The 23,459-nt window shown below is 70.9% G+C and carries 20 protein-coding genes, 1 tRNA gene and 2 pseudogenes; 7 read left to right on the top strand and 16 right to left on the bottom strand.

The features are described 5' to 3' along the window. Window positions 1–3 precede the first annotated feature (3 nt). From recJ to ACE7GA_RS24385, 3 genes are all read left to right on the top strand, one after another. The gene (recJ, locus tag ACE7GA_RS24395; protein ID WP_376092828.1) at window positions 4–1,785 is read left to right on the top strand and encodes a single-stranded-DNA-specific exonuclease RecJ; all 1,782 of its coding nucleotides are present in this window, start codon (window positions 4–6) and stop codon (window positions 1,783–1,785) included. 102 nt (window positions 1,786–1,887) lie between these two features. After that, window positions 1,888–2,538, top strand: coding sequence for a hypothetical protein (locus ACE7GA_RS24390; protein ID WP_376092825.1), 651 nt, complete (start codon window positions 1,888–1,890; stop codon window positions 2,536–2,538). A 45-nt stretch (window positions 2,539–2,583) separates the two neighbouring features. Continuing rightward, window positions 2,584–2,659: transfer RNA gene (locus ACE7GA_RS24385), tRNA-Glu, on the top strand. Between the two features lie 63 nt (window positions 2,660–2,722). Here the strand turns inward: ACE7GA_RS24385 and ACE7GA_RS24380 are convergent. The 15 genes and pseudogenes from ACE7GA_RS24380 to ACE7GA_RS24310 all read right to left on the bottom strand — a co-directional run bounded on the left by ACE7GA_RS24380 (window position 2,723) and on the right by ACE7GA_RS24310 (window position 14,864). Beyond that, window positions 2,723–5,059 (bottom strand): hypothetical protein, encoded by a 2,337-nt coding sequence (locus ACE7GA_RS24380; protein ID WP_376092822.1) that lies wholly within the window; start codon window positions 5,057–5,059, stop codon window positions 2,723–2,725. A gap of 4 nt (window positions 5,060–5,063) precedes the next feature. Continuing rightward, entirely contained in the window at window positions 5,064–5,516 is a 453-nt protein-coding gene (locus tag ACE7GA_RS24375; protein ID WP_376092819.1) for a phage virion morphogenesis protein, read from the bottom strand. 159 nt (window positions 5,517–5,675) lie between these two features. Then, on the bottom strand, window positions 5,676–6,095 hold the full coding sequence (locus ACE7GA_RS24370) for a hypothetical protein (protein ID WP_376092817.1): 420 nt from the start codon (window positions 6,093–6,095) through the stop codon (window positions 5,676–5,678). Then, on the bottom strand, window positions 6,095–6,307 hold the full coding sequence (locus tag ACE7GA_RS24365; RefSeq protein WP_376092814.1) for a hypothetical protein: 213 nt from the start codon (window positions 6,305–6,307) through the stop codon (window positions 6,095–6,097). Before ACE7GA_RS24365 ends, ACE7GA_RS24370 begins: the two co-directional genes overlap by 1 nt. Further along, on the bottom strand, window positions 6,300–6,656 hold the full coding sequence (locus ACE7GA_RS24360) for a DUF6651 domain-containing protein (RefSeq protein WP_376092811.1): 357 nt from the start codon (window positions 6,654–6,656) through the stop codon (window positions 6,300–6,302). Before ACE7GA_RS24360 ends, ACE7GA_RS24365 begins: the two co-directional genes overlap by 8 nt. After that, the gene (locus ACE7GA_RS24355; protein ID WP_376092808.1) at window positions 6,653–7,264 is read right to left on the bottom strand and encodes a hypothetical protein; all 612 of its coding nucleotides are present in this window, start codon (window positions 7,262–7,264) and stop codon (window positions 6,653–6,655) included. Before ACE7GA_RS24355 ends, ACE7GA_RS24360 begins: the two co-directional genes overlap by 4 nt. 17 nt (window positions 7,265–7,281) lie before the next feature. Beyond that, a complete protein-coding gene (locus ACE7GA_RS24350) occupies window positions 7,282–8,688 on the bottom strand; it encodes a hypothetical protein (protein WP_376092805.1) in 1,407 nt (468 codons plus the stop codon). Further along, on the bottom strand, window positions 8,685–9,023 hold the full coding sequence (locus tag ACE7GA_RS24345) for a hypothetical protein (RefSeq protein ID WP_376092802.1): 339 nt from the start codon (window positions 9,021–9,023) through the stop codon (window positions 8,685–8,687). Before ACE7GA_RS24345 ends, ACE7GA_RS24350 begins: the two co-directional genes overlap by 4 nt. Before the next feature lie 675 nt (window positions 9,024–9,698). Further along, complete coding sequence (locus ACE7GA_RS24340; protein ID WP_376100510.1) at window positions 9,699–11,012, bottom strand: phage/plasmid primase, P4 family; 1,314 nt, start codon at window positions 11,010–11,012, stop codon at window positions 9,699–9,701. Further along, a pseudogene (locus ACE7GA_RS24335) lies at window positions 10,948–11,271 on the bottom strand (hypothetical protein); the annotation flags it as partial. The pseudogene ACE7GA_RS24335 and the gene ACE7GA_RS24340, both read right to left, overlap by 65 nt. A 685-nt stretch (window positions 11,272–11,956) precedes the next feature. Beyond that, the gene (locus ACE7GA_RS24330; protein WP_376092799.1) at window positions 11,957–12,493 is read right to left on the bottom strand and encodes a hypothetical protein; all 537 of its coding nucleotides are present in this window, start codon (window positions 12,491–12,493) and stop codon (window positions 11,957–11,959) included. Then, entirely contained in the window at window positions 12,490–12,774 is a 285-nt protein-coding gene (locus ACE7GA_RS24325) for a hypothetical protein (RefSeq protein WP_376092796.1), read from the bottom strand. The genes ACE7GA_RS24330 and ACE7GA_RS24325 overlap by 4 nt, the downstream gene beginning before the upstream one ends. 1 nt (window position 12,775) lies before the next feature. Beyond that, complete coding sequence (locus ACE7GA_RS24320) at window positions 12,776–12,985, bottom strand: hypothetical protein (RefSeq protein ID WP_376092793.1); 210 nt, start codon at window positions 12,983–12,985, stop codon at window positions 12,776–12,778. Between the two features lie 116 nt (window positions 12,986–13,101). Beyond that, entirely contained in the window at window positions 13,102–13,749 is a 648-nt protein-coding gene (locus ACE7GA_RS24315) for a hypothetical protein (protein WP_376092790.1), read from the bottom strand. Between the two features lie 644 nt (window positions 13,750–14,393). After that, window positions 14,394–14,864: a hypothetical protein gene (locus ACE7GA_RS24310; RefSeq protein ID WP_376092787.1), complete on the bottom strand. Its 471-nt coding sequence runs from the start codon at window positions 14,862–14,864 to the stop codon at window positions 14,394–14,396. A gap of 95 nt (window positions 14,865–14,959) precedes the next feature. Between ACE7GA_RS24310 and ACE7GA_RS24305 the strand changes: the two genes are divergently transcribed. Continuing rightward, complete coding sequence (locus ACE7GA_RS24305) at window positions 14,960–15,214, top strand: helix-turn-helix transcriptional regulator (RefSeq protein WP_376092784.1); 255 nt, start codon at window positions 14,960–14,962, stop codon at window positions 15,212–15,214. A 16-nt stretch (window positions 15,215–15,230) separates the two neighbouring features. Here the strand turns inward: ACE7GA_RS24305 and ACE7GA_RS24300 are convergent, their stop codons facing one another. Continuing rightward, window positions 15,231–16,547, bottom strand: a complete 1,317-nt coding sequence (locus ACE7GA_RS24300; RefSeq protein ID WP_376092781.1) for a tyrosine-type recombinase/integrase — start codon at window positions 16,545–16,547, stop codon at window positions 15,231–15,233. Window positions 16,548–17,154: 607 nt separating this feature from the next. Between ACE7GA_RS24300 and ACE7GA_RS24295 the strand changes: the two are divergent. The 3 genes and pseudogenes from ACE7GA_RS24295 (at window position 17,155) to ACE7GA_RS24285 (ending at window position 23,457) form a co-directional block, all read left to right on the top strand. Then, window positions 17,155–18,738 (top strand): annotated as a pseudogene (locus ACE7GA_RS24295) (ISL3 family transposase). Between the two features lie 766 nt (window positions 18,739–19,504). Beyond that, window positions 19,505–23,041, top strand: coding sequence for a PAS domain S-box protein (locus ACE7GA_RS24290; protein ID WP_376092778.1), 3,537 nt, complete (start codon window positions 19,505–19,507; stop codon window positions 23,039–23,041). Beyond that, on the top strand, window positions 23,038–23,457 hold the full coding sequence (locus ACE7GA_RS24285; RefSeq protein ID WP_376092775.1) for a response regulator: 420 nt from the start codon (window positions 23,038–23,040) through the stop codon (window positions 23,455–23,457). Before ACE7GA_RS24290 ends, ACE7GA_RS24285 begins: the two co-directional genes overlap by 4 nt. Window positions 23,458–23,459 lie beyond the last annotated feature (2 nt).

Raw genomic sequence — 23,459 nt, 5'->3', positions numbered from 1 at the left:
TCGTTGCCTGACCTGGGCGTCTCGGACGCCGTCCTCGGCGTCACGCGTTCCGTCACCGGCCGTCGCTGGGTCTGGCGGCAGGGCGACGCGCGCGCGGGCCTGGCCATCGCGCAGCGGCTGGACGTGCCGGAGATCGTCGGCCGCCTCCTCGCCGCTCGTGGCGTGGGCGTCGAGGAGGCGACGGACTTCCTGGAGCCGAAACTCCGCGCCCTGATGCCCGACCCGTCCTGCCTCCGCGACATGGACCCTGCGGCGGATCGGCTGGCCGCAGCGGTGCGGTCCGGCGAGACGGTCGTCGTCTACTCCGACTACGACGCGGACGGAGCCTGCGCCGGCGCCCTCCTCGTGCAGGTCCTGCGGGACCTCGGCGTTGACGCGACGCACTACGTTCCCGATCGGATGAGGGAGGGCTACGGCCCCAACGCGCCGGCGATCGCCGCGCTCTGCGACCGCGGCGCGACCCTCATCGTCTGCGCCGACTGCGGGATCGCGGGACACGCCGCCTTCGTCGCGGCGGAAGGGCGGGCGGACATTGTCGTCCTCGACCACCACAAGGCCGAGGGGCCGCCACCCGACATCCTCGCGACGGTCAACCCGAACCGTCTCGACTGTACCTCCGGCCTGAAGAACCTCTGCGCCGCCGGCGTCGCCTTCATGGCCTCGGTTGCGCTGCACCGCGCCTTGCGCAAGGCCGGCTGGTTCGCGACGCGTCCCGAGCCTTCGCTACTGGAGCACCTGGACCTCGTCGCCCTCGCCACGGTCTGCGACATGATGCCGCTGACCGGGCTGAACCGCGCCCTCGTGACCCAGGGCCTGCGCATCATGGCGCGCCGCGGACGGCCGGGTGTCGCGGCGCTGCTGGAGATCGCCGGCGTGAAGGACGCGCCGACGGCCCATTCGCTCGGCTTCGGGCTGGGCCCACGCGTCAACGCGTCCGGCCGCATCGGGGAGAGCGACCTCGCCCTGCGCCTCCTCCTCGAACAGGACACGATCGAAGCGCGCGCGATCGCCGAACGCCTGCACGAGATCAACCGCCGCCGGCAGGAGGTCGAGGCCGAGGTCGTCGCTGCCGCGACCGTCATGGCGGAAGCCGCGGTCGCGGAGGGCCACCCCGTCCTCCTCGTCTGCGCGCAGGGCTGGCACCCCGGCGTCGTCGGCATCGTCGCGGGCCGGCTGAAGGACCGCTTCCACCGCCCTGTCCTCGTCGGCGGTATAGCGAACGGGCTGGTGAAGGGCTCCGGCCGCTCGGTGCCCGGCATGGACCTCGGCGCCGCCGTCATCGCCGCGCGCCAGGCCGGGCTGTTCGAGACGGGGGGCGGCCACACCATGGCGGCCGGCTTCTCCTTCCGCGACGGACGGCAGGACGAGGTCCAGGCTTTCCTCTCCGCACGCCTGACCCGGCCCGCCGGCCTGCCGGAAGTCGCCGACCTGATCGTCGAGGGCACGCTGTCCGTCGGTGCTGCGACCGCGACGCTGGCGACCCAGGTTTCCCGCCTCGCGCCCTTCGGTGCCGGCAACGAGGAACCGGTCTTCGCCCTTCGCCACGCCCGTGTCGTCCGTGCCGACCGCGTGGGGAAGGAGGGCGCGACCATTCGCGCCTTCCTGGAAGGGGAGGGGGGCGAACGCCTCAAGGCCGTCTGCTTCCGCGCGAAGGAAGGCGCCCTGGCCGACGCGCTGCTGAACGCCCGTGGCCGCCCGCTGCACCTCTGCGGCGCCTTGCGCGCCGAGACCTGGCAGGGTGACACCTCAGCCAGCCTCCACGTCCAGGACGCCGCCCCGGCCTGAGCCGGGAGCGGTTGCTCGACGGCGCTGCAGGCCCTACCTCGCGCCCCGGTCGCCGGGACCCCGCCCCGAAGGCCGCGCCTGCCCCTCGCCGGAGTTCCCGCCGTGTCCCCCCAGCGCCACGCCCCCGCGTTCCTCGCGCTCGGTCTGCTGCCCGGACTCCTGGCCGGCTGCGGCTCCCGCTACTCGGCCGACATCTACGCCACCCGGGCCGTACAGCAGGCCAACCAGGTGCAGCAGGGCGTGATCGTCGGTGCGCGTCGCGTGCAGGTGCAGGCGGACGGGTCCGCAGGCGCCGCGGCCGGTGCGGCCGCGGGCGGCATCGTTGGCGGTGCGGCCGGCGGCGGGGGGATCAGTGCGGCCCTGGCCGGCGTCGGCGGCGGTCTGGTTGGCGGCCTCTTCGGCTCCGCGAGCGAGCGCGTGGCGGGCGACGCCGAGGCCACGGAATACGTCGTTCGCAAAGGCAACGGGGAGCTCGTCTCGGTGACCCAGCGCGATGTGCCGCCGCTGACGGTCGGGACGCGCGTGCTGGTGATCGCCGGCGCGCAGGCGCGGATCGTGCCGGACTACACCGACCCCGCGGTCCCTGGCCCCACCAATCCCGCCGGCGCTCCCTCGGTCGTCGAGGGGCCGGTCCGGGCCGACCCGCCCGCCGCCACGTCGCAGCCCCAGCCGCCCCCGGTGCGCGAGCCCCTGCCGGCACCCTCGGCCGCCCCGACCCCGCCCGTCCCGCCCGAGGTCCCACTCGCGCTGTAGCGGCGCTGGACGCCCCCGCCGCGACGTTGTAGGCACCGCCGCGCGGTCCCGTTCGTCTAGAGGCCTAGGACGCGGCCCTTTCAAGGCTGCAACACGGGTTCGAATCCCGTACGGGACGCCAATCATTACAATGGTTTGGCCGGTTTCTCCACAGACCGTCTCCAATACCTTCTCCGATATCGATTCAGGCCCACCCCTGACCGGGTAGCGCGCGCCGCGGGTCGAAGCGCCCTGCCGCCTCGACCGGTCGCTCGGCGTCTCGGCCCATGTGCTGCACGACGACCTCGGTGATCCGCCGGCCGTCCAGGTGCACCGGCACGCGAATAGTCATCCCGCCGCCTCCCCCGGGAGGGACGTAGGAGGCGAGGTTGCCCCAACCCCCTCCGAGGTCGCCGCGCTGGTCGGGCCGCAGCTGGTCGCGGGGAATCAGGACGGGCGGAGCGCCAGGCGCCGTCCCATTCTGCCGGTCCATCCGGTTGAAGAACTCCGGGTTCTGCCGCCGCAGCTCCTCCAGCTCACGGCTCATGCCCGGCGTGCTGCCGACCCCGCCGTTCGTCTCGCCAGGGCGTAGGAAGTAGAGGAAGGCCGCCGCGCCGCCTGCCACCGCCGCAAGGCGCGACAGCAGGGCGATGGCCCCCGTCAGGCCCATGGCAGCCGCTCCGCCCGCCGCGAACCCGCCCAGGGCGCTTGAGAGGGCGGGCAGGCCGGTGGCAGCCACCAGCGCCCCAAGACCCGACATGGCGAGGCTGCCCGCGGCGAAGAGCGCGCCCGCCGTCGCGAGTCCGGTCAGGCCGACAGCGATGTTCAGCAGTGTGCGGGCATCGTCGGGGTTCTCGCGAGCCCAGGCGCTGAAGCGGTTCATCGCAGCGGTCATCTGATCCATAACTCGGATGACGTCCTGCATTGCGCTGGACCCGAAGGCACCGGAGAGATTCGTCAGCGACGCCTGAAGGCCAGAGAGGCCGCCCGCGAAGCCCTCGGTCAAGAAGCCCCGCCACTCGTCCCCCACAGCACGCACCGCCTCGATGTCCGCGCGGATCGCCTGCGGGTTGAGGCCGAAGGACCAGAGCTGACGGCCGGGAGCCGTGGAGCCCGCCGCGTTGGCAAAGGAGTCTCGTTCGTCCTGAGTGCGTATGCCGCGGGACTCGAGGTGGCGGACAGCCCATTCGAAGAAGAGATCTGGACGGGTCGCGGCCAGGTCGGAGTTGATGATGTGCCGCCGGTTGAACCGAGCCGCGGCTCCGGTGCGGAGCCGGCCCGCCATCTCGTCGTCGATCTCGCCCCGCGCGAGAAGCGATCGGATTTCGGCCTCGGGCACCCGCGCCCCGCGCGCGTTCGCCGCGATGAATCCATGCTGCTTCAGGAGGTCGGCCGTCTGGTTCGGCATGATGCCGTTGACCATCTGCCGACCGAAGGCGTTCAGGGCCGTGCCGAAGACGTTGCCCGACAGGTTCTGGATGCCCGCCGATACCCACCCGCCGAAGTATGCCTCCGGGTCCATGCGCTCGCCCATCACCCGTGCACGCCTCTGGAACAGCTCGAGTTCTGCTGGGTTCACGCGCCGGCCGCGGTAGGCGAACATCATCCGCCCGGCCATGTCGAGTTCACGCATCCCACGCTCAGGGTCGGGTTCACCGGTGATTTGGTTGTAGAAGGACCCGCGGAGGCCGAGCGCGGCGCCGAGGCGCCCTGCCACGCCTTCGGGATCGGTCCCGCTCGCCCGGCCCAGGGTGTGCGCGATCAGCTGAAACTCCGGGAGGAGCCGGATGATGTTCTGCAAGTAGCCTGGGTTCCCGCCCAGGACGGTCCTCAGTTCGTTGCCGGTGGCGATGTTCTGCGCGACCGTCGTGCCGCGCACTAGTTCTGCCGTCTCGATCGCACGCCGCATCAAGGCGCTCTCGAAGGCGGCGGCATCCATGCCCCGATCGGCTGGAAGTCGTCCGGTCTGGGCCCGCAGCAACGCCTGTTCCGTCTGGATCGCACCCGCGTCCGTCACCACGCGCCCGACGACACCCTGCCCCGATCGCGCGGCAGCTCCGAGGGCCGCCATTTCCCCCAGGCGGTCGCCTCGAGGATTGGCGGACGTGCCGGTTCCCGTGGGCGCGCGCGGTGCGGTGGTCGTCGAGAGCCCCCGCATCGCCGCCACCGCGCCAGAGGCGGCAGCGGCCATAAGGCGCGCTGCCGCGGTCGTCCGCATCATGGCCGACCCGGTGCGGTCGATGGACGCGGCCGCCGTATCCGCCGCGGTGCCGGTGCCCGTGAGGGTCCGATTCAGGCCCGAGGCGGTCTGTGAGGCCGCCCGCATCTGCCCCCGCAGCTGATCCGCCGCCGTGCCGAGTGCCGTCAGCCTCGCCCCCGCGGCGTTCAGGCCGCCGAAGCGGGAAATGAGCGACCCCAGGTTACGCTCCGTCGCCTTGATGCGCGCATCCACAAGGCCGAGGCCGCGCGCGACCGAGGCCAAGACCTGCGGCGCGTTGGACTGGACGTTGATGGAGGCGGAAGCGGTGTAGCTGCCCGACATGGCGTCAGGTCCTCCGGGTGAAGAAGGGGGTCAGAACCTCACGCGCGATCGCATCGCCGGCGCGGTCGAGGTTCCGCACCACGGCGGGCCCGAGGAACGGCCTTGGCGCCATCCGCCTGGTCCCGAACTCGTGGTGTGGTGCGATTGGTGATCGGGTGAAGACGTGCACCGTCCTCCCCTTCACCTCGTGGTGGATGGTGTCCCGCAGGTCGCCGGACCGCTTCAGCGGCTCGTTGGCGCTGAAGCCGTGCCGGAGCCGGTCGGCGATCGTCGCATCTTTCAGGTCCGCCCATCGGGGAAACGGGGCGGCCGCGGCTTGGTAGGTGCCTAGGGAGGCCCGCGCCTCCTCCTCGAGCATCTGGCCGGCCGCCTTCAGGCCTCGCGCCTCGCCGCGCGCTGCCGAAGCCGCCGCCAGGGCCATCTGCCGCGCCAGCGCGGAAAGCGTCATCGCCGCCATGTCGTCACCCCTTGGGCTTCTCCCACCGCATCGCCGCCCAGTCGAAGGTGCCACCCAGCTGCTCGCCGATGTTAACGCACCACGACAGCGCCTCGCCGGTCTCGAGGCTCCAGGCCACGTCGAAGGGGATGCCGTGCCGCACCAGGAAGAGCCTCAGCGTCAGCTCAGGGTGCCGGCTGCGCCTTTTGCGCTATCCGGGTCCGCCCGGCCGCCCTCCCCTTGCCGGATTCGCCCCGCTTCAGCCGCGGACTCGAAAAGGGCTTCGATGCCCTCATCGCCGAGACGCTGAACCAGCGCTTCCAGTTGCAGCTTCGTCGCCGGCTTTGGCGTCCTCTCGCCGTCGATCTCCTGGACCGAGTAGGCCGCGTTTGCGAACAGCATGTACTGACCGTTCTCGATGTTCGACGCACCGACGATCTCGGCCAGCTTCATGTTGTCGAACGCGCCGAGGGCCTTCCAGACGATTCGCCGGCCGCGCGAGTCAGTGCAGACGCGGGGCTGGTTCGCTGCCCGCACGATCGCCTGCGACGCCGTCTCGGGGACGGGCGCAGGCGCCGCGTCGTGGATCTCCACAGGCATCAGGGTTCGTCCTTCCAGTGTCGGTAGGAGGCAAGAGGCGAGGGCGCGCGCAGCGCCGCGAGGATCGCCGCCACCCTCTCGGGCGTCGGGTGCGTCTGCCGGTATGCGATCAGCGCCGCGAGCGTCGGCGTGGCACACACAACCCGCGCGATCGCCTCCAGGTCCAGCGTGCCGCGCGCGGCCGTCGCGCCGTTCAGCGCCGCGTCAGTCATGGACCTTGCCGCCGCCCCGGACGTGCGCCATGCGGGCGACCGGGTCCATGCGGTCCCACAGCGCGCGCGGCACGGAGTTCCCCCGCTTCAGCAAGGACGCGCTTTGCGGAGACCTATGCGCGAGGATGCGCACCGCCTCCTCGAAGTCCGCCGGCATGCCGGGCCGCGACGGACTCATGAGCCGGTTGCCCTCGGCGTCCTTCGCCACGATCGCCCCCGCCGCGTCCACCTCGAAGAAGGACATCAGGGTCGCCCGCAAGACAGCCGGCGGCACCGACGCCTCCTGCTTCACGAAAGGAGACGCCGCGAAGCTGCGGTCGAGCTCCGTCACGAACTGATCAATGTTCATGCCGCCTGCTCCTCGCCGACCAGCGTCCTCCAGCCCTGCCACCATTCGTGGCGGACGTGCGCCTCGCCCGTCCAACGATGCAGCTCTTCGGCGTAGGGCTTCACCAGCTGCCCGAAGTCCTGGATCATGGCCGGGGTGCCCTGACCCTTCGCGAACTCAAGCATCCCCGTCGCGAGATCGAATTCCCGCTGCGCGGCCCTTAGCAGCGCCTGCCCAGCGTCGAACTTCCGCGCAGCCTCCAGCCGTCGCTCGATACCCGCGGCGAAGAGCGGCTGATGCGCGCGACCACGCTCCACCAGGAAGAGTTCGTCCGCCTTCTCGACACCCCGTTCGGCCGCCTGGGCCACCAGGTTCGCCAGCCGCACCGCCTTTTCGGCCGCCTCGAGCTGGTCGTGAGCCCCCGCGACGCCGATCTCACCCTCGCCCGCCAGCGCCTTGTCCATCTGGACCTTCGCGAGAGCCAGGTCATTGCCCGCCTGGGTCCTGGCGCGCTTGGCTTCCGCGACTTTCTCGTGCGCGGCGTCCACCGCCTTCCGCGCCGCCGAGATGACTCCCTTGTCCACCAAGCGGCCCGCCTCGGCCGCGACAGTCGGTAGTTGTTCGCTCATGGATGGTTCCTTTCAGGTCAGAGTCGGAGATGAGTGACGAACGCGGGCGAAACTGCGGACGGCATCGCCAGCAGCAGCGCCCCCGCCACCGCATTCGCGACGTCGTCGTGCGCGCCCGGCGCGTGATCGATCGAATCCCGCCCGCCGCGCGACGTGCGGCGCTCCAGCCCGCACAGCTGTGAGGAGAGGCGCGCCAGATCCAGCAGTTCGGCCCGCTGCGCGTTCAGCAGCGGCAGGAAATCCCGGTACAGGTCGCTCTTCGGCTTCTCGCTGCACTCGTACGTGATGCCGTGCACCCGGAACCGCTCCCGCGGCCACTCGCCGGCGTAGCGGTCGCCCGTCACCTTCGTGACGCGATAGGTCTTCAGCAGCGCCGCGAAGTCCTGCACCACGGCATCGGGCGCGAAGGGCGCGTGACTCTCCCGGACCGCATCGAGGATCGGCCGGCCCTTCTCGTCATGCGCGATGGCCAGCGTCATGCTGTCGGACGATCCGCCCGAGGGGTCCACGAACGCGACGTACCGCACGCCCGACACGGGCGGCAGCTCGCGCCTCCCCGTCACGGTGCAGGCGTCCACCACGTCACGCGAGACGAAGTCGGCCAGGTCATCCCGGAACTCGGCCCCGTACTCAGCCGCCGCCGAGACCGGATCGTCCTCGTACGCCTCGGCCACGATGGCGGGGTTCAAGCCGGGGTTCATCTCCAGCGTGGCGCCGCGCCACACCAGCACGCGGGCACCGTCCTTTCCGAAGTGCCGGCGGAAGTCCGTCCACAGCACGCCGCGCTTGCCGTAGGGGCTAGACGCCTTCAGCAGCATGGACCCGGGGATCGTCGCGAGGCCCGGCCGCACGGCCCGTAGGATCTCGTCGGCCGGGTTCGCCGAGGCGTCGTCGCGCCAGAACGCGACCTCATCCCCGAGGACCGCGAGGAAGCTGTAACCGCGAGTCACGCGCCACGACGCGGTGGCGATCTCGATCACGACGCGGTTGGTCAGGGTGATGGTGTCGGCCGTCGTGCTGTCCACCATCGCGGACAGCTCCGGCACCGCGGCCAGGGCGCCGGTCACGTACCGGAAGATCACGCGGGCCTGCCGCCGGTCCGCGGCAATCACCGCCACCGTCGCGACCTCGCCGGGCGCCAGGTAGGGCGTCACGTCCACGTGCGTCCCAAGGAAGGTGGCGATCAGGCCGAGGACCCGCGACTTGCCGCCTCGCCTGCCGCAGATCAGCGTGGCCTCGCGGAAGGGGACGGTCGGCGGCTCCGTCCGGCCCGTGTGGTGCCGGTACAGCGTAGCCTCGGCCTCGCTCATCGGCAGGCCGCACAGGGCCGACAGGAAGGCCCGCCAGGCGTCCCACGTCTCGCCGGGGAAGTGGTCGCCGAAGGGGCCGTCCATGGCCTCCCGGATGGTCGCCAGCGTGGTCATCCGGCCGGCGTCCGGTAGTGGTCGGCCAGCGTCCGGGGCTTGGCCTCGCCCCCCTTCAGGCCGAGGGCACGCAGGGCACGCGTCAAGCTGTTGGACCAGGCCAAATACTGGCGGCTGTCGTGGTCTGTCATCCCGCCGCCCTCGGCCAGCCGATCATCGAAGATCGCGACCCGAAGCGTCAGCTGCGCGGCCCGCTCGATCAGCAGGCGCTGTGTCGCGGACGGGTTCGCCCCGACATGCGCTGACAGGTCGGTGCGCACGCCCCGCAGGATGCGTCCGTGGCGTGTCCGCAGGTCCAGGTCGGACAGGCGCGCGAGGCCGGCGTACGCGCCCATGGCGGACACACGGCGGCGTCCGCTGCGCTTGCGCGGGGGCTTTGTCGGGGCTGATGCAGGGGCAATGTCGCTCACGGCGACCCCCATAGTCGTCACCGGAACCGGCGCCGCAACAACGATCAGGGTGGCAGGGCGCGATAGTTTCCCGAACCGTCCCGGGGCATGCCGGGCGGGGAACGCGACGCGCCTTCGCGCGCGCGAGAAACGCGGTCCAGTCGCGTAACAGGCATTATGTCAAAACTTTTGAAGTCCTCGCAAAGTCTCGGGAAGCAGAAACGTACTGGCGCAGCCGCCCTGCGGCGCTGGTCTTGCCGAACCGAGTATTCGGCCTCTCGCCGAACGGCTGCAGCGCGCGTCGATTACTTGCCCGCAGCCCCCCGGGGGACCGGCCCGGGATCTCCGGCCGCAGCCCCTGAAGCGTCCTTTGCAGCGCGCCCGCGAGCGCGGCGGGCGCGCTACCGCCGGGTGTCGGGACGGGGTTTCCGCCACCGCGGCGGAACCCCCCGGGGACACGTGCGGGGCGGGAGGGCGCGCACGGAAACACGCGTTCTCTATAGGGGGTGGGTCAAATTGGGGACTTCTGACAGGCCCTCAGGGGGTGGAGGGGTGGGGGGTAGTAGGGGGGTTCCCGGGTTCTGCTCATGTGCGCGTGCGCGCTCATGAATGGAACGGTTCTTACCCCCCACCTCCCCCCACCCCTGACTCGTCCTTCTCGGCCTCCCGGCGCTGCTTCTGCCGCTCCTCGTCGGTGAGGAGCCGAAGCCCGCGAACGAACTGCAAGCCCTTGTTGGTGACGTACCGAACGCCCGGCGCCTTCTCCAGCATCCCGCGCAGCCGCCGATTGTCCGTGGCCGGCTCCCCGTTGGCCTCGCACCAGCGGTTGAAGCTGCCGAGGAGCGCGCCCGGGCGGGCGGAGGTGACACCGGAAGGGTCCATCTCGCAGCACTCGGCCAGCCAGCGCCCGAAGCTGTCCTGCGCCTGGAAATAGTCGGCGGTGGCGATTCGGACGGACGGGGGCGGGTTCAGGCCTTCCCGCTGCCACGCGAGACATCCCTCGATCATCCACGCCAGGATGGCAGGCCACTCGGCGCGGAGCGCGTCGGGAAGATCCTTGTCCACCACCACCGGCTTGCGGGTGAAGGGCACGATGTTGAAGCGGCGGCGCGCGGCGGCGTCCACGTTCTTCAGGACCGGCTTGTGGTTGCCGATGATCGTCAGCTTGAAGGCTGGCGTGTAGGTGAAGAAGTCCCGGTTCATGAAGCGCGCGGTGATCGGGTCACCGCCGGTCATGGCCTTGATGCGGGACTCGGCCCAGGCGTGTCCTTCCTCGGTCTCGGAGGCGGTCACGATGCGGGCGCCGCGCAGCATCGCGAGGTCGGTAGGGTGGCGGCTGCCCTGCGAGGCCGTGAAGGTGTCCATGGCGGCGTTGACGGCGTAGTCGCCCATGATGCCGGCGACGTTGTTCACGAAGGTCCCCTTGCCGTTCCCGCCATCGCCGTAGCCGAAGAAGAGGGCGTGTTCCTTAGTGTCGCCGGTGAGGCAGTAGCCGCACCAGCGTTGCAGGAAGGCGATCAGCGCGTCGTCCCGGCCGGTGGCCTCGTCCAGGAACCGCAACCAACGGTCCGGCGGAGTGGCGGTGGACGGCGCGACGGCCGTCATGCGGGTGATCATGTCGCCGGGCCGCGCTAGCCGCATCTTGGCAGTGCGCAGGTCCACGGTGCCGCCCGGGGTGGCGAGGAGGTAGGGGTCGCGGTCCATCTCCTCGAGCGTGACGGCGAGGGCGGGGTCGGCGCGGGCGAAGCGCTCCACCCCCCGCGAAGCTGGCCTTGCCCGTGGTCGCCTGCGTCCCGAACTCGGCGTCGGCGTTGGCCTGGGCCACGATGCCGCGGGCGTAGTGGAAGGCAATGCGGGTGCGGTCGCGGCGCCAATGCGTGCCGGTCCAGACGAACCAGGCGCCGGACTCCTCGGCGTAGCGCAACTCCCCGGCATGCTTCTTCGCGAAGGCGAGGGCGACTCCGTGTTCGGTGAGGAGGATTTCGTCCTCGGTCGCTTGGCCCGCGGCCTCCCATGCGCGGTGCAGCTCACGCCCACCGTCCGCGATGCCCTTCTCGGCCTTCCACGCTGCCGTGTCGGGGTAACGGTCCAGGGCTTCCACGAAATCATCGAAGGTGGCGTTGGCGCGCCGTAGGGAGGCCGCGATCTTGAAGGCCTTGGCACTACGCGAGCCATCGCCTGAGCTGCTCCCCATTTCCGGGGAGGAGACCCGGCGCTGGCGCTGGCGCTGGCGAGGCGCGTCGCCCTCCGGCTGTGTCGCCGCGAACTCGGGCCCGATCACCGTGATCAGGTCCAGGATGGTATCGGTCTCGACACGTCGGAGTTCGGCGGGCGAGTCCGGCAGGCGATCGTTGGTGACGGCGAAGTAGCGGTTGCCCAGGTAGAGTTCGATGGCGGGCGGGTGGTCGGTGCCGGTGCGGCGCTTCCACTGCTTGCCGTGTTCCGTGCCCATCGCGGCGCGCAGCTGCGGGAGTGCGGCGCCGTCGAAGGTGAAGAAGACCTTGGCGCCCGTGCCGGACGGACTGACCTCGGCGTAGGAGCGGAAGAGCGTCAGAACCTCCTCCGCCCATGGCGCCAGGCCACCGGTCTGCGGATCTTTGCAGGAATCCAAGTCAATGCCGCCGATGGCTAGGCCGGCGTGGTCGCCGAGTTCGATGCCGATGCCGCCGGCGCCGAAGGGGCGCGGAAGCTGCGCCGCGCGTTCCTCGGCTGCGGAGCGTGCACCCCAGGTCCGCGGGTCGTCAGCCTTCGCCTTCCGCCCGTCCGGGGCGTACGGGACCTTCGTGGGCTTGCCCTGAGGGCCCCGGCCCTCGGTCTGCCACGCGACCCATCGGGGCGTGTCGGCGAGGCTGCCGAGGGTCAGCATCGTGAGGAGGCCGTCAGGCATGCGCCCGTCCCTTCGGCGCGGGGTGCACGCCTCCGAAGCGTCGCGCGCTGATCAGCAGTGTCGGGAGGGCAGCCATGGTCCCGCCGCGGCGTTCCGCCTCGGCCCGGACCAGGGCGATCCAATCCTCCTCACGCGCGCTGCACGTCTCGATGACCAGCACGCGGCGGCGGCAGCGCACGGCGTCCACGGCGGACGCGTAGTGCGCGCGCATGCCACCTGCGGCATGGACCATGACGGCCGCGCTCCAGCGAAGCATCCGCGCGAGCTGCGGGAAGTCCAGTGGGCCCGGCGGCGCATCATGGCCCGGGTCGGCACCGATGATCACGACGGTCGGCGGGCCGGCGGGCTCGAGGATGCGGCTCGGCACGCGGGCGCCGGCGGCAACCAGCACCACGCGGCACTCGTTCGCCAGCGCGGCCTGGAAGACCGGCACCAGATGGTCCCCGGGACCGCCCGTCAGGCAGGCGATCATGGCCGAGATGCTGCGGGGGTTGTCCGCGACCACGGCGACGTTGGAGGGCGGCGTCATGCGCGCAGCCTCCGGGGCGCGACCAGCGCAGCCCGCAGCGCAATCAACGCGGCGACCTCCGCCATCTCGGCAGCGGCCACGTCGCCGATGCGACGGGCGCTGGCGGCTTCCTCCAAGTGCCCGCGCACTGCGGCGAGGGTGGGAACCGCAGCGATGTGAATCGGGCGGGACGAAAAGGGCTGGCGAAGGGGCTGCCGGCGCGCTACGTAGCAAGTCTCAGGATGGTAGTTGCGTAGCGTACCGGAGCCCGCCTCGGCCAAGCGCCGGGCGGGTTTCGTCATTTCAGGCCGCCTGCCTCTGACGGATCGGCGCGGCCGGGAGCGACCGCATCCAGGTGATGCCGGCCTCGGCGTCTACGAAGGTCGTTCCGTTCATGCGAACCGCCTTCAGGTTGCCCTTCGCGATCTCGCGATAGGTCGCGCTGCGGCTCATGTCGCTGATGGTGCACCACGTCGGGATGCGGACCATCTTCCGTGTCGTCTGCTCGCTCATTCCGTACCTCTGAACGGGTTGGGACGGCCGTTCAGATATCGGGGACAGCGCCACACTTCGCCCAATAAGGCTGCGTTGACCTTCGCCGGAAAAACCTCCCCCTAGGTTCTTCCCCCCTAACGATACCGCGCGGTGGTCAGAATGGTGACGCGGTCGCGGCGCATGTTCCCCCGTCGAACCGCGCGGCCGCGGCCCCGCCCCACGACATGCGGCATGCCCCTGAGCAGTCCGGCGATCGTGGCTTCGCTCGCCCATCCTATGCCGGGCAGCAGGCCCTCGATCGTCGCGAGCCCCGCCTCGCGTGCAAATTGCAGCAGGCGGTCGCGAGCGGCTTCGATCTGCGCCTCTACAGCTTCGGATGACACTCCCAGCACATCGCCAATAAAGCCTTGCGCTTCCCCAGCCCCACGGCCACGCCGCCGTAGCTCTTCGAAGGCCGCTACGAGCAAGCCCGAGGATTGATCCCGTGCGTAGTCGCGTGCGACCGAACTTCCTTGGCGTCCGCCAAAGCCCAGCGCTTTCACCACTGCTTCGGGGAAGGCGCCCGGTACGCCCTCGGTCGCCGCTTCTCGGATCTGGCGCGACGCATCTCGTAGGTATGCACGAAGTTCCTTCGGTAGCTCCACGCCGTCCGGAGCAGCCTCGGCTGTCAGGAAGGCGATGGCGCCCCACAAGAAGAGCGGGTTGCCGCTGGCGCGGTAACTCGCGACCGCCACCTGCGCAGATAGGACCGCATTGTGCGCGGGTTCGGGAAGTTGCTTCAACAGCGCCTCCGAGACGCACTCCGATGAAGGCGGCGGGGCTGCGCGGTCGGAGTCCGCGCGGGCTGGCCGGCCCTGCCCCGCCAGACGTGAGGATAGCGCGGCACGGTGCAGCGGGAAGGGTGCCTTCACGACCTATGTTCAGCATAGGCCTCGACGCCTGCGCGGTAAGGGTGAGGTAATGGTGTGAGATTCCCACCTTTTCGCAGCGGTATTCGAAGTGGGTGTGGCCCACCGCGGGTGACGTGATTGCCGGGATCTCCGGCAATGCCGCCGGTGACGGCATTTGCACGGGAAGGGTGAGCGAAGCGCCCACCCTCGGCACTCTTCTCGCCGTCACGACGGCCTCCAGGCTGGCGCAGCGGTAGGGGCGCGTTCGGCGAACGCGTCGTATTCCAGGGCGGTGTGGAGGAACTCCTTGCGGCCAGTCGCTTCCGCCCGCTGCCGCAGAGTCGCGGCCTCGCGCCGCAAGAAATCGGAGCCGAAGCTGATAAGCGCTCGCTCCCGCCACCAGTCGTGGTACTCGCGGCTTCCGCGCGGGAACGGGCACGGGAGATCTTGATCCCCCCGTTTTGGGGAACCAAGCGCGGTCATGGCGGCGACGGCGGCGCCGGTGACGACGGTCCGGCGTGTCACGGGGCCGCGCATCATGCGACCCGCCCGTCGAGGAGGTTCAGCACGTACTCGGCGAAGTTGTAGGCCGCGACTTCCTCATTGGAACTGGGATCATCAACCCATGCGGTCAGGACCCGCGCCTGCGCCCGCAGGCCTTCGCGCGTCCGGGGCTGGATCTGGAAGATGCTGTCCGCCAGGTCGAGGTAGCCGGGCACGTCGGCGACGAGCGCATCAGCGATCGCCTTCTCCGTCGCATGGTCCCCGCGATCGTTGGCGGCGAGTTGGAGGTCGATCAGGCGGCGATGCTCGGCGTCTCGGACCAGCCACCGCTGGCACATCGCAAGCAGATCCGCGTCGCTCACCGGCCTGTCGAATCCCTGAAGGGCAGGCGCGGCGGTCGGTGCCGCGACGAGGACGGCGAGCGCGGCGAGCGCGCCTCTTCTTCTGGCCCGGCGCGCGGGCGTGCTATGGGCGAGTTCAGCCATGACCAGATGCTCCAGCATCAGGGTTGCGGTCAGGCCGGGCGACGGTGCTGGTAACACCCCGTCCGGCCGCTTCGTTCCTTGCGGAACGGCACGCTACATGCCATCACACCCGCATGGCCGCAAGCGAAAACGGCATTTCACATGCCATCTCGTCGCCGCAGGTCCGCGCAGCGCGGGCCCTGCTCGATTGGACGCGCGATCAGCTTGCGGAACGGTCGGGTGTCCCACTGCGCACTCTCGCCCGCTTAGAGGCGGAAGAGGGCAGCCCGCAGCGCCGCACCCTCGCCGCCATCCGCAGCGCCCTGGAGGCGGCCGGCGTCGAGTTCACGAACGGTGACGCGCCGGGGGTTCGGCTGCGCAAAGGGTAGGGACTGAACCCGCACCCTAGACCAACGGCACCGCCGCCCGTCTCAGCAGCTCCTCCGCCGCGTCCACGATGAACGCGCCGTAGTGCTTCTCGATCATCGCGACGGACGTGTCGTGCGCGGCCGCGACCAGTCGCACCGGCAGCCCCGCCTTCAGCCCGCGGACGATCGAGGAGTGCCGCAGGGAATAGGGCACCAGGTCACCCGGCAGCTCGGCCTTAACCAGCGCCAAGCGCCACGGGCGCTGCATCTCCTCGGCGCCGCGCCAGGCCCGCCGGCCGTCGCGCTCCCATCCGATGGTGCCGGTCCCCGTGACCTTCCGGTTGTGCCAGCGGGTCAGCAGCGGATCGCCGGCCTTCCGGCCGGCCACCAGGGGCCGCAGCCGCGCCACGACGTCGTCGGGCAGGGGGCGCGCCGCGTGGGTCTGTGCCTTCGTCCCGCGCCCCTTGCGGGCCATTGGGACCATCAGGCGCCCGTTGCCGGCTTGGAGGTCCCCGACCGTCATGCGGGCCGCCTGATCGAAGCGGCAGCCCGTGGCGGCCATGACCAGCACCAGCGCGCCGAAGTCCGGATCCAGGGCAAGGGAGGCCTCCACCAGCCGTCGCACGTCGGCGTCGGGTAGCACCTGCGCCTCGCGGGCCCGGTCCGGCGCGGACGGCGCCCGTAGGCCTTCCCGAATGGCTGTCAGTACGTCGCCGGGCAGCCGGGTCCGGCGGGCCGTGGCAGTGAGTGCCGCGCGGAGGTCGTTCAGCACGCGCGCCAGGGTGGCGCGGGAGAGGGCAGGGGGGTGATCCGAACTCACACCCTTCCCACCGCGCCTTAGCCCCTCCCGCCACGTCGTCAGCGCCTCCTCGGTCAGCGCGGCCAGCGGCACGTCGGCCAGCGGCGAGGAGAGGACGTGGTGCGTCAGGCTGAAGCCGGCGTCCCGCCCCGACGTCGCGCTGCGCGCCTTCCGGAAGGCGATGTAGTCCTCCACGGCGGCGCGCACTGTCGGGCTGGAGACGACGGCCGCGGCGGCCCGCTCCGCTGCCAGGCGGCCATCAGCCCAAGCCGTGCACGCCGCCACGGCCTGATCGAAGGTGAGGACGCGGACGCCATCAGCTTCAGTCCGCGGGTCATCGTCGGCGATGCCGAGGGCCTGCGTCTCGTACTTCTCGGCGCCGAGGTAGCGCCGGCCGATCCAGGTCCCGGGCCTGCCGTCCGCCTGCTTGTAGAACCCCAGATGCAGCGGCAGCGCGCCGCGGCGCACCACCCGGAAGTAGGGCTTCGGGCGCTGCTTCAGCGCGCGGCGGACGGCGCGGGTGTCGAGCCGATGCTCACTGACCTTGCGCGGCACGGGCGCCCCTTCTCCAATACTTCTCCAATATACGGGGCTGGACGGGGCGGGACAGATAGGGACGCCGGAAAGCCTAAGCCGTTGGAATTATTCGTCCCACGATGTCCCAGCCTGTTCTACTGCGGGCTACTCTTACTCCCTTTCAAGGCTGCAACACGGGTTCGAATCCCGTACGGGACGCCAAGATTTCCAACGCGTAAGCGTGCTACGCGGCAAATCGGTCCAAAACTTGGTCTAGTATACGCCGGTGGCCGCGTGCGTTCGCGACGGTTCAGAAGCGTGCGCGGAGCGGGCCATGGATGTCGTAGACGGTCCGTTAGGGCTCGTCGGCGAGCGCGGATCCCCGGGACGTTGGCGATGACATGTTGCCGCGCCAACCGCAGCGGCCAGGTTGGCCAAGCTAACCCCGCGGCATGTCACCGCTCCGCTGGCTTCGTGGTCCCCGTGCCGCCTGTGACAAGCGGGGCTGAGCAACTCTCGCGTGCATCGTTCGACCCCGACGGCTGATCCTACTATGGGATTGGGATTCCCCCGCTTTCGTGGCTCTTCCGCGCTTGGCGTGGAAGTCCCGGTCGACACGGTCCCGCTGCCCTGATTCAGGGTGGGGATGATCACGTCCACCGCTCTTCCAGGCTGCCTCATCGAGCGCTTGGAGCGCGGCCCTGCCGGCCTAGTCGTCGTCGCTCGTGCGCGACGGGAGCGGTGTCGCTGTCCCTCCTGCGGCAACCCAGGTTCCGCGGTTCACAGCCGCTACGTCCGGCACCCGTCGGACCTGCCAAGCTTTGGAGAGGCAACGCGTCTGCAGATCGAGGTCCGGCGGTTCTACTGCCACCACCGATCCTGCCCGCGCCGCACCTTCGTCGAGCCGCTGCCGCGGTTCCTGCCCCACCGGGCGCGGCGGGGAGCCGCCTTCTGGGGCAACTCGGCATGCCGGCGAGCGGGGACACCGTGTTGCGTCTCCTGCGCCGCCTCCCCGTGCCGAAGCCTCCAACGCCCCGGGTGCTCGGCGTCGATGATTGGGCGTTGCGCAAGGGGGGACCTACGGGACCATCCTCGTCGACCTGGAGCGGCGGCGCGTCGTCGATCTTCTGCCGGACCGGCGCGCCGCGACACTGGCCGGCTGGCTCCGGCGGCACCGCGGCGTGCGGACCGTCGCCCGCGACCGCTCGACCGCGTATGCCCGCGGCATCGCGCTCGGGGCGCCGCGGGCGCGGCAGGTCGCCGACCGCTGGCACCTGCTGTTGAACGTGCGGCAGATGGCCGAGCGCTGGCTCGCCGGGGCGCACGGTCGCCTCCGGCGTCTGCCGCCCATTGCCCATCACCGCCCCTCGCCGGCGCGGCGCGCGGCCTTCCCGTGCAGCCGAGGCGAGCGTGCGGCCGGCCCGGGTGCGTGTCGAAGCGCCGTGGAGCGGAGCCGGAGGATGGCCCTCTACGAGGAGGTTCGGCGCCGCCATGCCGCCGGCGAGCCTCTGCTGGCCATCAGCCGCCGCATGGGGCTGGCCCGCGGGACGGTGCGGAAATACGCCGGGGCCGGAAGCTTCCCCGAGCGCGGTGCGGGGCGCCGGACCCAGCCTGCTGAACCCCTGTATCGCCCACCTCGAGGCGAGGCTCGCCGATGGCTGTGAGAACGCGATGGTGCTCTGGCGCGAACTGCGGGGCCTCGGCTACCCCGGTACGCCACCCCGGTACGCCGAAGCAGGTGCACCGATGGCTGAGCCCGCGGCGCAGCAGGCCGTCGAAGTTTGGGCCGGGGCGCGGAGGTGTCGTCGAGGTCGGACGGGCTGCCGACGGCGAGCGCACGCCGTCGCTGCCCTCACCAAGGCAACTCGCCTGGTATCTCATGCGGCCACGTGACCGGCTTAGCGCGGAACCGGCTTAGCGCGGAGGAGAACGCCGACGGCGAGCGCATCGGGCAGGATGCGGCTGCCGCCACCGTCTCAGCGCTCGTCCGCCGTCTCGCCGATCTCGTGCGGGACCGGAGCCTCAGCGCGGTGGCACCGTGCCGTGCGCCGCTTACGGCGCTCAAGGGCTGGCTCAGGGATGCGCGGCGCAGCAGTCAAGGCCGCTCTCACCACGCACCGGAGCAACGGACACCGAGGGGCAGGTGAACAAACTAAAGCTGCTGAAGCGACAAACCTTCGGTCGCGCGAGCTTCGACCTGCTCCGCCGCCGTGTGCTCCTCGCTACCTGATCCACGCAAAGCGCGGAAGAACCACGAAGCCGGGGCAATCCGGGGTGGTTCGCGTTCGGCGCGGCGAAGGCCGAGCGAGAAGCGGCGGTGCGGTGCGCGGGCGCGATAAGCGCAGGGCTGGTGCGGTCGCGCGAGAGCCAGGAGCGGGTGGGTGCGGCGCACGTGCGGAGCGCGGCGTGGCAGCGGGGGCGGGAAGCGGTGGAGATCCCCGGCTTGTCGCCGGCGGCGTGGACCGCGGTGCGGGCGCTGGAGGCGGCGAAACGCGAAGGCCAGGGGGACCGCCCGCCGCAACCCACTGCGCCGAGTACTGGTCGTGGCATAGGCGGGTGGATGAGAGCGTCGAAGAGGTCTGGGTCCGTGAGGTGGTGGGCAGGCCCGGATTGGAGGTGGAACTCGCGGCGGCTCGGGGACGACGAGGTGAGGCGGCTACGGCGCGGCGGGCGGGAGTTGCACGCGGGCGAGGAGAGCCTCAGTCGGGTGGTTGCCACGGAGAAGCCGGGGCCGCCTCGCGCACGAGGCGCTGGAGAGGGTGGCGGAGCGGCAGCGCGAGGCCGTGCGGGAACGGCTCGGGCTCAGCCGCGGGCAGGGGAGGGGGATGTGAGCCGGCAGTATGCCACTCTGACAGCGGGGCGGCGGGATGAGTGATCTGCGCCGCCAGACGCAGCGTCGGCCGAACTCGTCCTATCGCCGCCTCGGCGCGTTGTAACGTTTCCGCGGAGAACGGACCGGCGATATCCGACCGCAGCGAGGGCAGAGAGTACAGCCGATGACGGCAGGGAGACGCGCACCTTCGGGCAACGCCTTCGAACCGGCCAAGCAGGGCACACCCGCGCGCTCGCTTGCCGAGGGCCGGATCGAGGAGGTGCGGGAGCGCGGCGGGATTTTTGTCGAGGCGGTGCGCGCCACCCGCATGCCGATGGTCGTGACCGACCCCTCGCTGCCGGGCAACCCCATCGTCTTCGCGAACGAGGCGTTCCTCGGGGTGTCGGGCTACGGGATGGACGAGGTGCTGGGACAGGGGCCCCACTTCATGAACGGGCCGGGGACGGACCCGGCCGACGCGGCCCGCTTCCGCGCGGCGCTCGCGGAGGACCGCGACGAGGTGATCGAGACCGTCCAGTACCGCAAGGACGGCTCCCGCTTCGTCGCCTCCCTCTTCCTCAGCGCCTTCAAGGACGCGGACGGGCGGACCCTATACCAGTTCCTCTCCTACCTCGACGTCACACACCGGGCCACGGCTGAGGAGGAACTCGTCTCGCGCGCCAGGATCGAGGCGAGGCTGCGGGAGAGCGAGGCACGGCACCGCCTCCTCGTCGGGAGCTGGGCACAGGCGACGTGGGAAACCGATGGGCGCGGTGTCGTCGTCGCGGACAGCCCGAGCTGGCGGGCCTATACCGGCCAGACCCTGCCGGAGTGGCTCGGCTACGGGTGGCTCGACGCGATCCATCCCGACGACCGGGCCTATGCAGAGCGGCAATGGCGAGTGGCGACCGCGGCGCGCGGGCTCGTGAATGCCGAGTTCCGCCTCCGGGCGCCCGACGGTGGCTGGCGCTGGACCAACGTGCGCGCCTCCCCCGTGCTCGACGCCGAGGGTCATGTCGAGAAGTGGGTCGGGATGAACATCGACATCGACGCCCGCAAACGCGCCGAGGCGGCGCTGCGCGGGAGCGAGGAGCGGCTGCGCACCTTGTTCGACTCGATCGACGAGGGCTTCACGGAGATCGAGGTCGTCATGGATGCCGACGGCCGGGTCGTCGATTGGCGCTACGTCGCACTCAATCCGGCGTTCGAGCGCCTGACAGGGCTCGAGGACGTGACGGGGCGCCTGGCCAGCGAGATCCTGCCCGACCTGGAACCGGAGTGGGCCGAACGGTTCGCGCAGGTCGTGAGCACGGGCGAGGGGGTGCGGTTCGAACTGCCTGCAGCGGCGCTGGACCGCTGGTTCGACGTCTACGTCGTGCGCATCGGCGGCGACGGCAGCCGTCGGGTCGCCATGGTCTATGCCAACGTCACCGAGCGAAGGCGCGCCGAGGACGCATTGCGGCGGAGCGAGGAGAAGTATCGCACGCTGTTCCAGTCCATCGACGAGGGCTTCGCCGTCATCGAGTTCTTGCCGGCCGATGGGAGCCGATCGTCGGACTTCCGTTTCCTGGAGGTCAACGAAGCCTTCGAGCGACACACCGGCAACCAAGATGTCCGGGGCAAACTGGGAAGCGAGATCAATCCTGAAGCCGACGCGGTCTGGATAGAGACGTTCGACGAGGTTGCCCGCACCGGAGAGGCGACCCGCTTCGAGACGTATCATCAAACGACTGGCCGCTGGTACGACGTGTTCGCGACCCGGATCGGAGGTGCCGATAGCCGGCAAGTCGGTGTCGTCTTCTCGGACACGACCGAGCGCAGGGATCGGGAGGAACGGCAGGCGTTCCTGCTGCGCCTCAGCGATGCGTTGCGGGCGGAGCCGACCGCCGAGGCTGTCGCGAACCGAGCGCTCCGGATGCTCTTCGAGCACATGCGGCTCGATCGCTGCTATGTCGGGGTCTATCGGCTGGCGGAGGACACGGGCGAGTTTCCCCATCAGGTGCACGACGACAGCCTGCCCCCGTTGCCCGCCCAGGTGCGCTTGTCCGACTTTCCGAAGGCCCTTGAGGTCGCCTTCGATCGGACGTTGGTGATCGACGATGTCGTGGAGACGGAGGGCCTCTCGGAGGGCGACCAGGCCAGCTTTCGTGCCCTCGGAATGCGTGCCCTGATCGCCGCGACCCTGCGCAAGGGCGAGGGCGTCCCGCTCTGGGCCATCTGTGCCATCTCGACCCGGCCCCGAGCCTGGACGCCGGGCGAGGTCGCCCTCGTCGAAGAGGCGACCGAGCGCACCTGGGGGGCGATCGAACGCGTCCGGGCCGAGGCCGCGCTGCGTGAGAGCGAGGAGCGCTTCCGCCAGTTCGCCGAGGCCTCGCCCGACGTGATCTGGATCAGGGACGCGGGCACGATGCAGTTCGAGTATGTCAGCCCCGCCTTCGAGACGATCTACGGCGCGGACCTTCCCGAGCTGCTGGCCCGGAACGACTTCGAGGGATGGGCGGCGTTCATCCACTCGGAGGACTGGGAGCGGACGGTGGCCCACCTGCTCGGGGTGCGCGGCGGTGAGCGGGTGACGCACGAGTTCCGCATCCGCCGCGGGACGGACGGGCAGGTGCGCTGGATCAGGGACACCGACTTCCCGCTCCTCGACGAGCACGGCGGCGTGCAGCGGGTGGCCGGCATCGGACAGGACATCACTGAGCTACGCGCGGCCACCGAAGCGCTGGAAGCCGAGAAGGAGCGGTTCCGCACGCTGACGGAGGGCATCCCACAGCTCGTCTGGCGCTCCTGCGACGAGGGGCTGTGGACCTGGGCCTCGCCGCAGTGGCTCGACTACACGGGTCAGAGCCAGGAGGAGAGCCACGGCCGGGGATGGCTGGAGGCCGTGCACCCCGACGACCGCGACGCGACGTTACGGGCCTGGGAGGCGGCGCGGCCGCACGGGATGCTGAACGTCGAGTACCGGGTCCGGCGTGCCGCCGACGGGGCCTGGCGCTGGCACCAGACCCGGTCGGTGCCGGTGAGGAACGGGCCGACGGCGGAGCAGCCGCAGGGCCGCATCCTCGAATGGCTCGGGACGACGACGGACATCGAGGACCTCAAGCGCCTGGGAGAGCAGCAGGCAATCCTCGTGGCCGAACTCCAGCACCGGACGCGGAACCTTCTCGCGGTGGTGCGCAACGTCGCGAAGCGCAGCGTACCGCCCTCGTCCGGCCGGGACCAGTATGACGCCCGTCTCGCGGCGCTGGGCCGGGTGCAGGGCTTTCTCGCGCGGACGGGGCGCTACACGGTACGGCTGCACGACTTGGTTGAGGCCGAGCTCCAGGCCGCTGGCGACGGGGTATCGGACCGCGTGACGGTCGAGGGACCGGCGATCGAGCTGCCCGGGGAGGGCGCGCAACCCGTGGCGCTCGCGTTGCACGAGCTGGCCACGAACGCGGTGAAGTACGGCGCCATCGCACAGCCGGCGGGACGACTCTCCGTCACGTGGCACGTCGAGGCAGGGGAGGACGAACCTCGTCTCCTCATCGCGTGGCAGGAGAGCGGGGTGGCTATGCCGAAGGGTATGCCCAAACAGCGAGGGTACGGCAGCGAGCTCATCACCCGCGCGTTGCCCTACCAGCTCAAGGCGGAGACGCGCCTGGAGTTCGGCCCCGACGGGGTACGGTGCGACATCGCCCTCCCCGCCGAGGCGTTCAGGACCGTGGAGGTCGCATCATGAGCGGGACGGCGGACGCCCGGAGCTCGGGAGCCCTGCGGGGTCTTCGCATCCTCGTGGCGGAGGACGAGTACTTCATCGCCGACGAGATCGCGGAGGCACTGGCCGACGCCGGTGCCGAGGTCGCGGGTCCGATGGCCACCGTGGCCGAGGCCTTGCACGCTGCGCAGGACGAGGCGCTCGACGGGGCCATCCTCGACGTGAACCTCTCGGGGCGGATGGTCTGGCCTGTGGTGGATGTGCTGGCGGCCCGTGGCGTGCCGGTCGTGCTCGCGACGGGCTACGACGCGGGCGTGATCCCGCCCGCCCACGCCCACCTGCCGCGCTGCGAGAAGCCGGCCGAGGCGCATGAGGTCGCGCGGGCGCTCGCGACGAGCATAGCAGCAGCAGGGGAGCGGCGGGCACGCGGGCAGCCGTAGGC

This window comes from Roseomonas sp. CCTCC AB2023176 (assembly GCF_042259275.1).
In the GTDB taxonomy this organism is placed as follows: Bacteria; Pseudomonadota; Alphaproteobacteria; order Acetobacterales; family Acetobacteraceae; genus Roseomonas.
The sequence above is the reverse complement of the archived record's forward strand: the minus strand, read 5'-3'. Positions and strand labels throughout refer to the sequence as shown.

What these genes read in the sequence shown, in the direction of transcription:
- ACE7GA_RS24380 (WP_376092822.1), bottom strand. Translation starts at nt 5,059, where the DNA reads ATGTCGGGCAGCTACACCGCTTCCGCCTCCATCAACGTCCAGTCCAAC.
- ACE7GA_RS24375 (WP_376092819.1), bottom strand. Translation starts at nt 5,516, where the DNA reads ATGGCGGCGATGACGCTTTCCGCGCTGGCGCGGCAGATGGCCCTGGCG.
- ACE7GA_RS24370 (WP_376092817.1), bottom strand. Translation starts at nt 6,095, where the DNA reads ATGCCTGTGGAGATCCACGACGCGGCGCCTGCGCCCGTCCCCGAGACG.
- ACE7GA_RS24365 (WP_376092814.1), bottom strand. Translation starts at nt 6,307, where the DNA reads ATGACTGACGCGGCGCTGAACGGCGCGACGGCCGCGCGCGGCACGCTG.
- ACE7GA_RS24360 (WP_376092811.1), bottom strand. Translation starts at nt 6,656, where the DNA reads ATGAACATTGATCAGTTCGTGACGGAGCTCGACCGCAGCTTCGCGGCG.
- ACE7GA_RS24355 (WP_376092808.1), bottom strand. Translation starts at nt 7,264, where the DNA reads ATGAGCGAACAACTACCGACTGTCGCGGCCGAGGCGGGCCGCTTGGTG.
- ACE7GA_RS24350 (WP_376092805.1), bottom strand. Translation starts at nt 8,688, where the DNA reads ATGACCACGCTGGCGACCATCCGGGAGGCCATGGACGGCCCCTTCGGC.
- ACE7GA_RS24345 (WP_376092802.1), bottom strand. Translation starts at nt 9,023, where the DNA reads ATGGGCGCGTACGCCGGCCTCGCGCGCCTGTCCGACCTGGACCTGCGG.
- ACE7GA_RS24340 (WP_376100510.1), bottom strand. Translation starts at nt 11,012, where the DNA reads ATGCCGGGGAGTTGCGCTACGCCGAGGAGTCCGGCGCCTGGTTCGTCT.
- ACE7GA_RS24330 (WP_376092799.1), bottom strand. Translation starts at nt 12,493, where the DNA reads ATGACGCCGCCCTCCAACGTCGCCGTGGTCGCGGACAACCCCCGCAGC.
- ACE7GA_RS24325 (WP_376092796.1), bottom strand. Translation starts at nt 12,774, where the DNA reads ATGACGAAACCCGCCCGGCGCTTGGCCGAGGCGGGCTCCGGTACGCTA.
- ACE7GA_RS24320 (WP_376092793.1), bottom strand. Translation starts at nt 12,985, where the DNA reads ATGAGCGAGCAGACGACACGGAAGATGGTCCGCATCCCGACGTGGTGC.
- ACE7GA_RS24310 (WP_376092787.1), bottom strand. Translation starts at nt 14,864, where the DNA reads ATGCTGGAGCATCTGGTCATGGCTGAACTCGCCCATAGCACGCCCGCG.
- ACE7GA_RS24305 (WP_376092784.1), top strand. Translation starts at nt 14,960, where the DNA reads ATGGCCGCAAGCGAAAACGGCATTTCACATGCCATCTCGTCGCCGCAG.
- ACE7GA_RS24290 (WP_376092778.1), top strand. Translation starts at nt 19,505, where the DNA reads ATGACGGCAGGGAGACGCGCACCTTCGGGCAACGCCTTCGAACCGGCC.
- ACE7GA_RS24285 (WP_376092775.1), top strand. Translation starts at nt 23,038, where the DNA reads ATGAGCGGGACGGCGGACGCCCGGAGCTCGGGAGCCCTGCGGGGTCTT.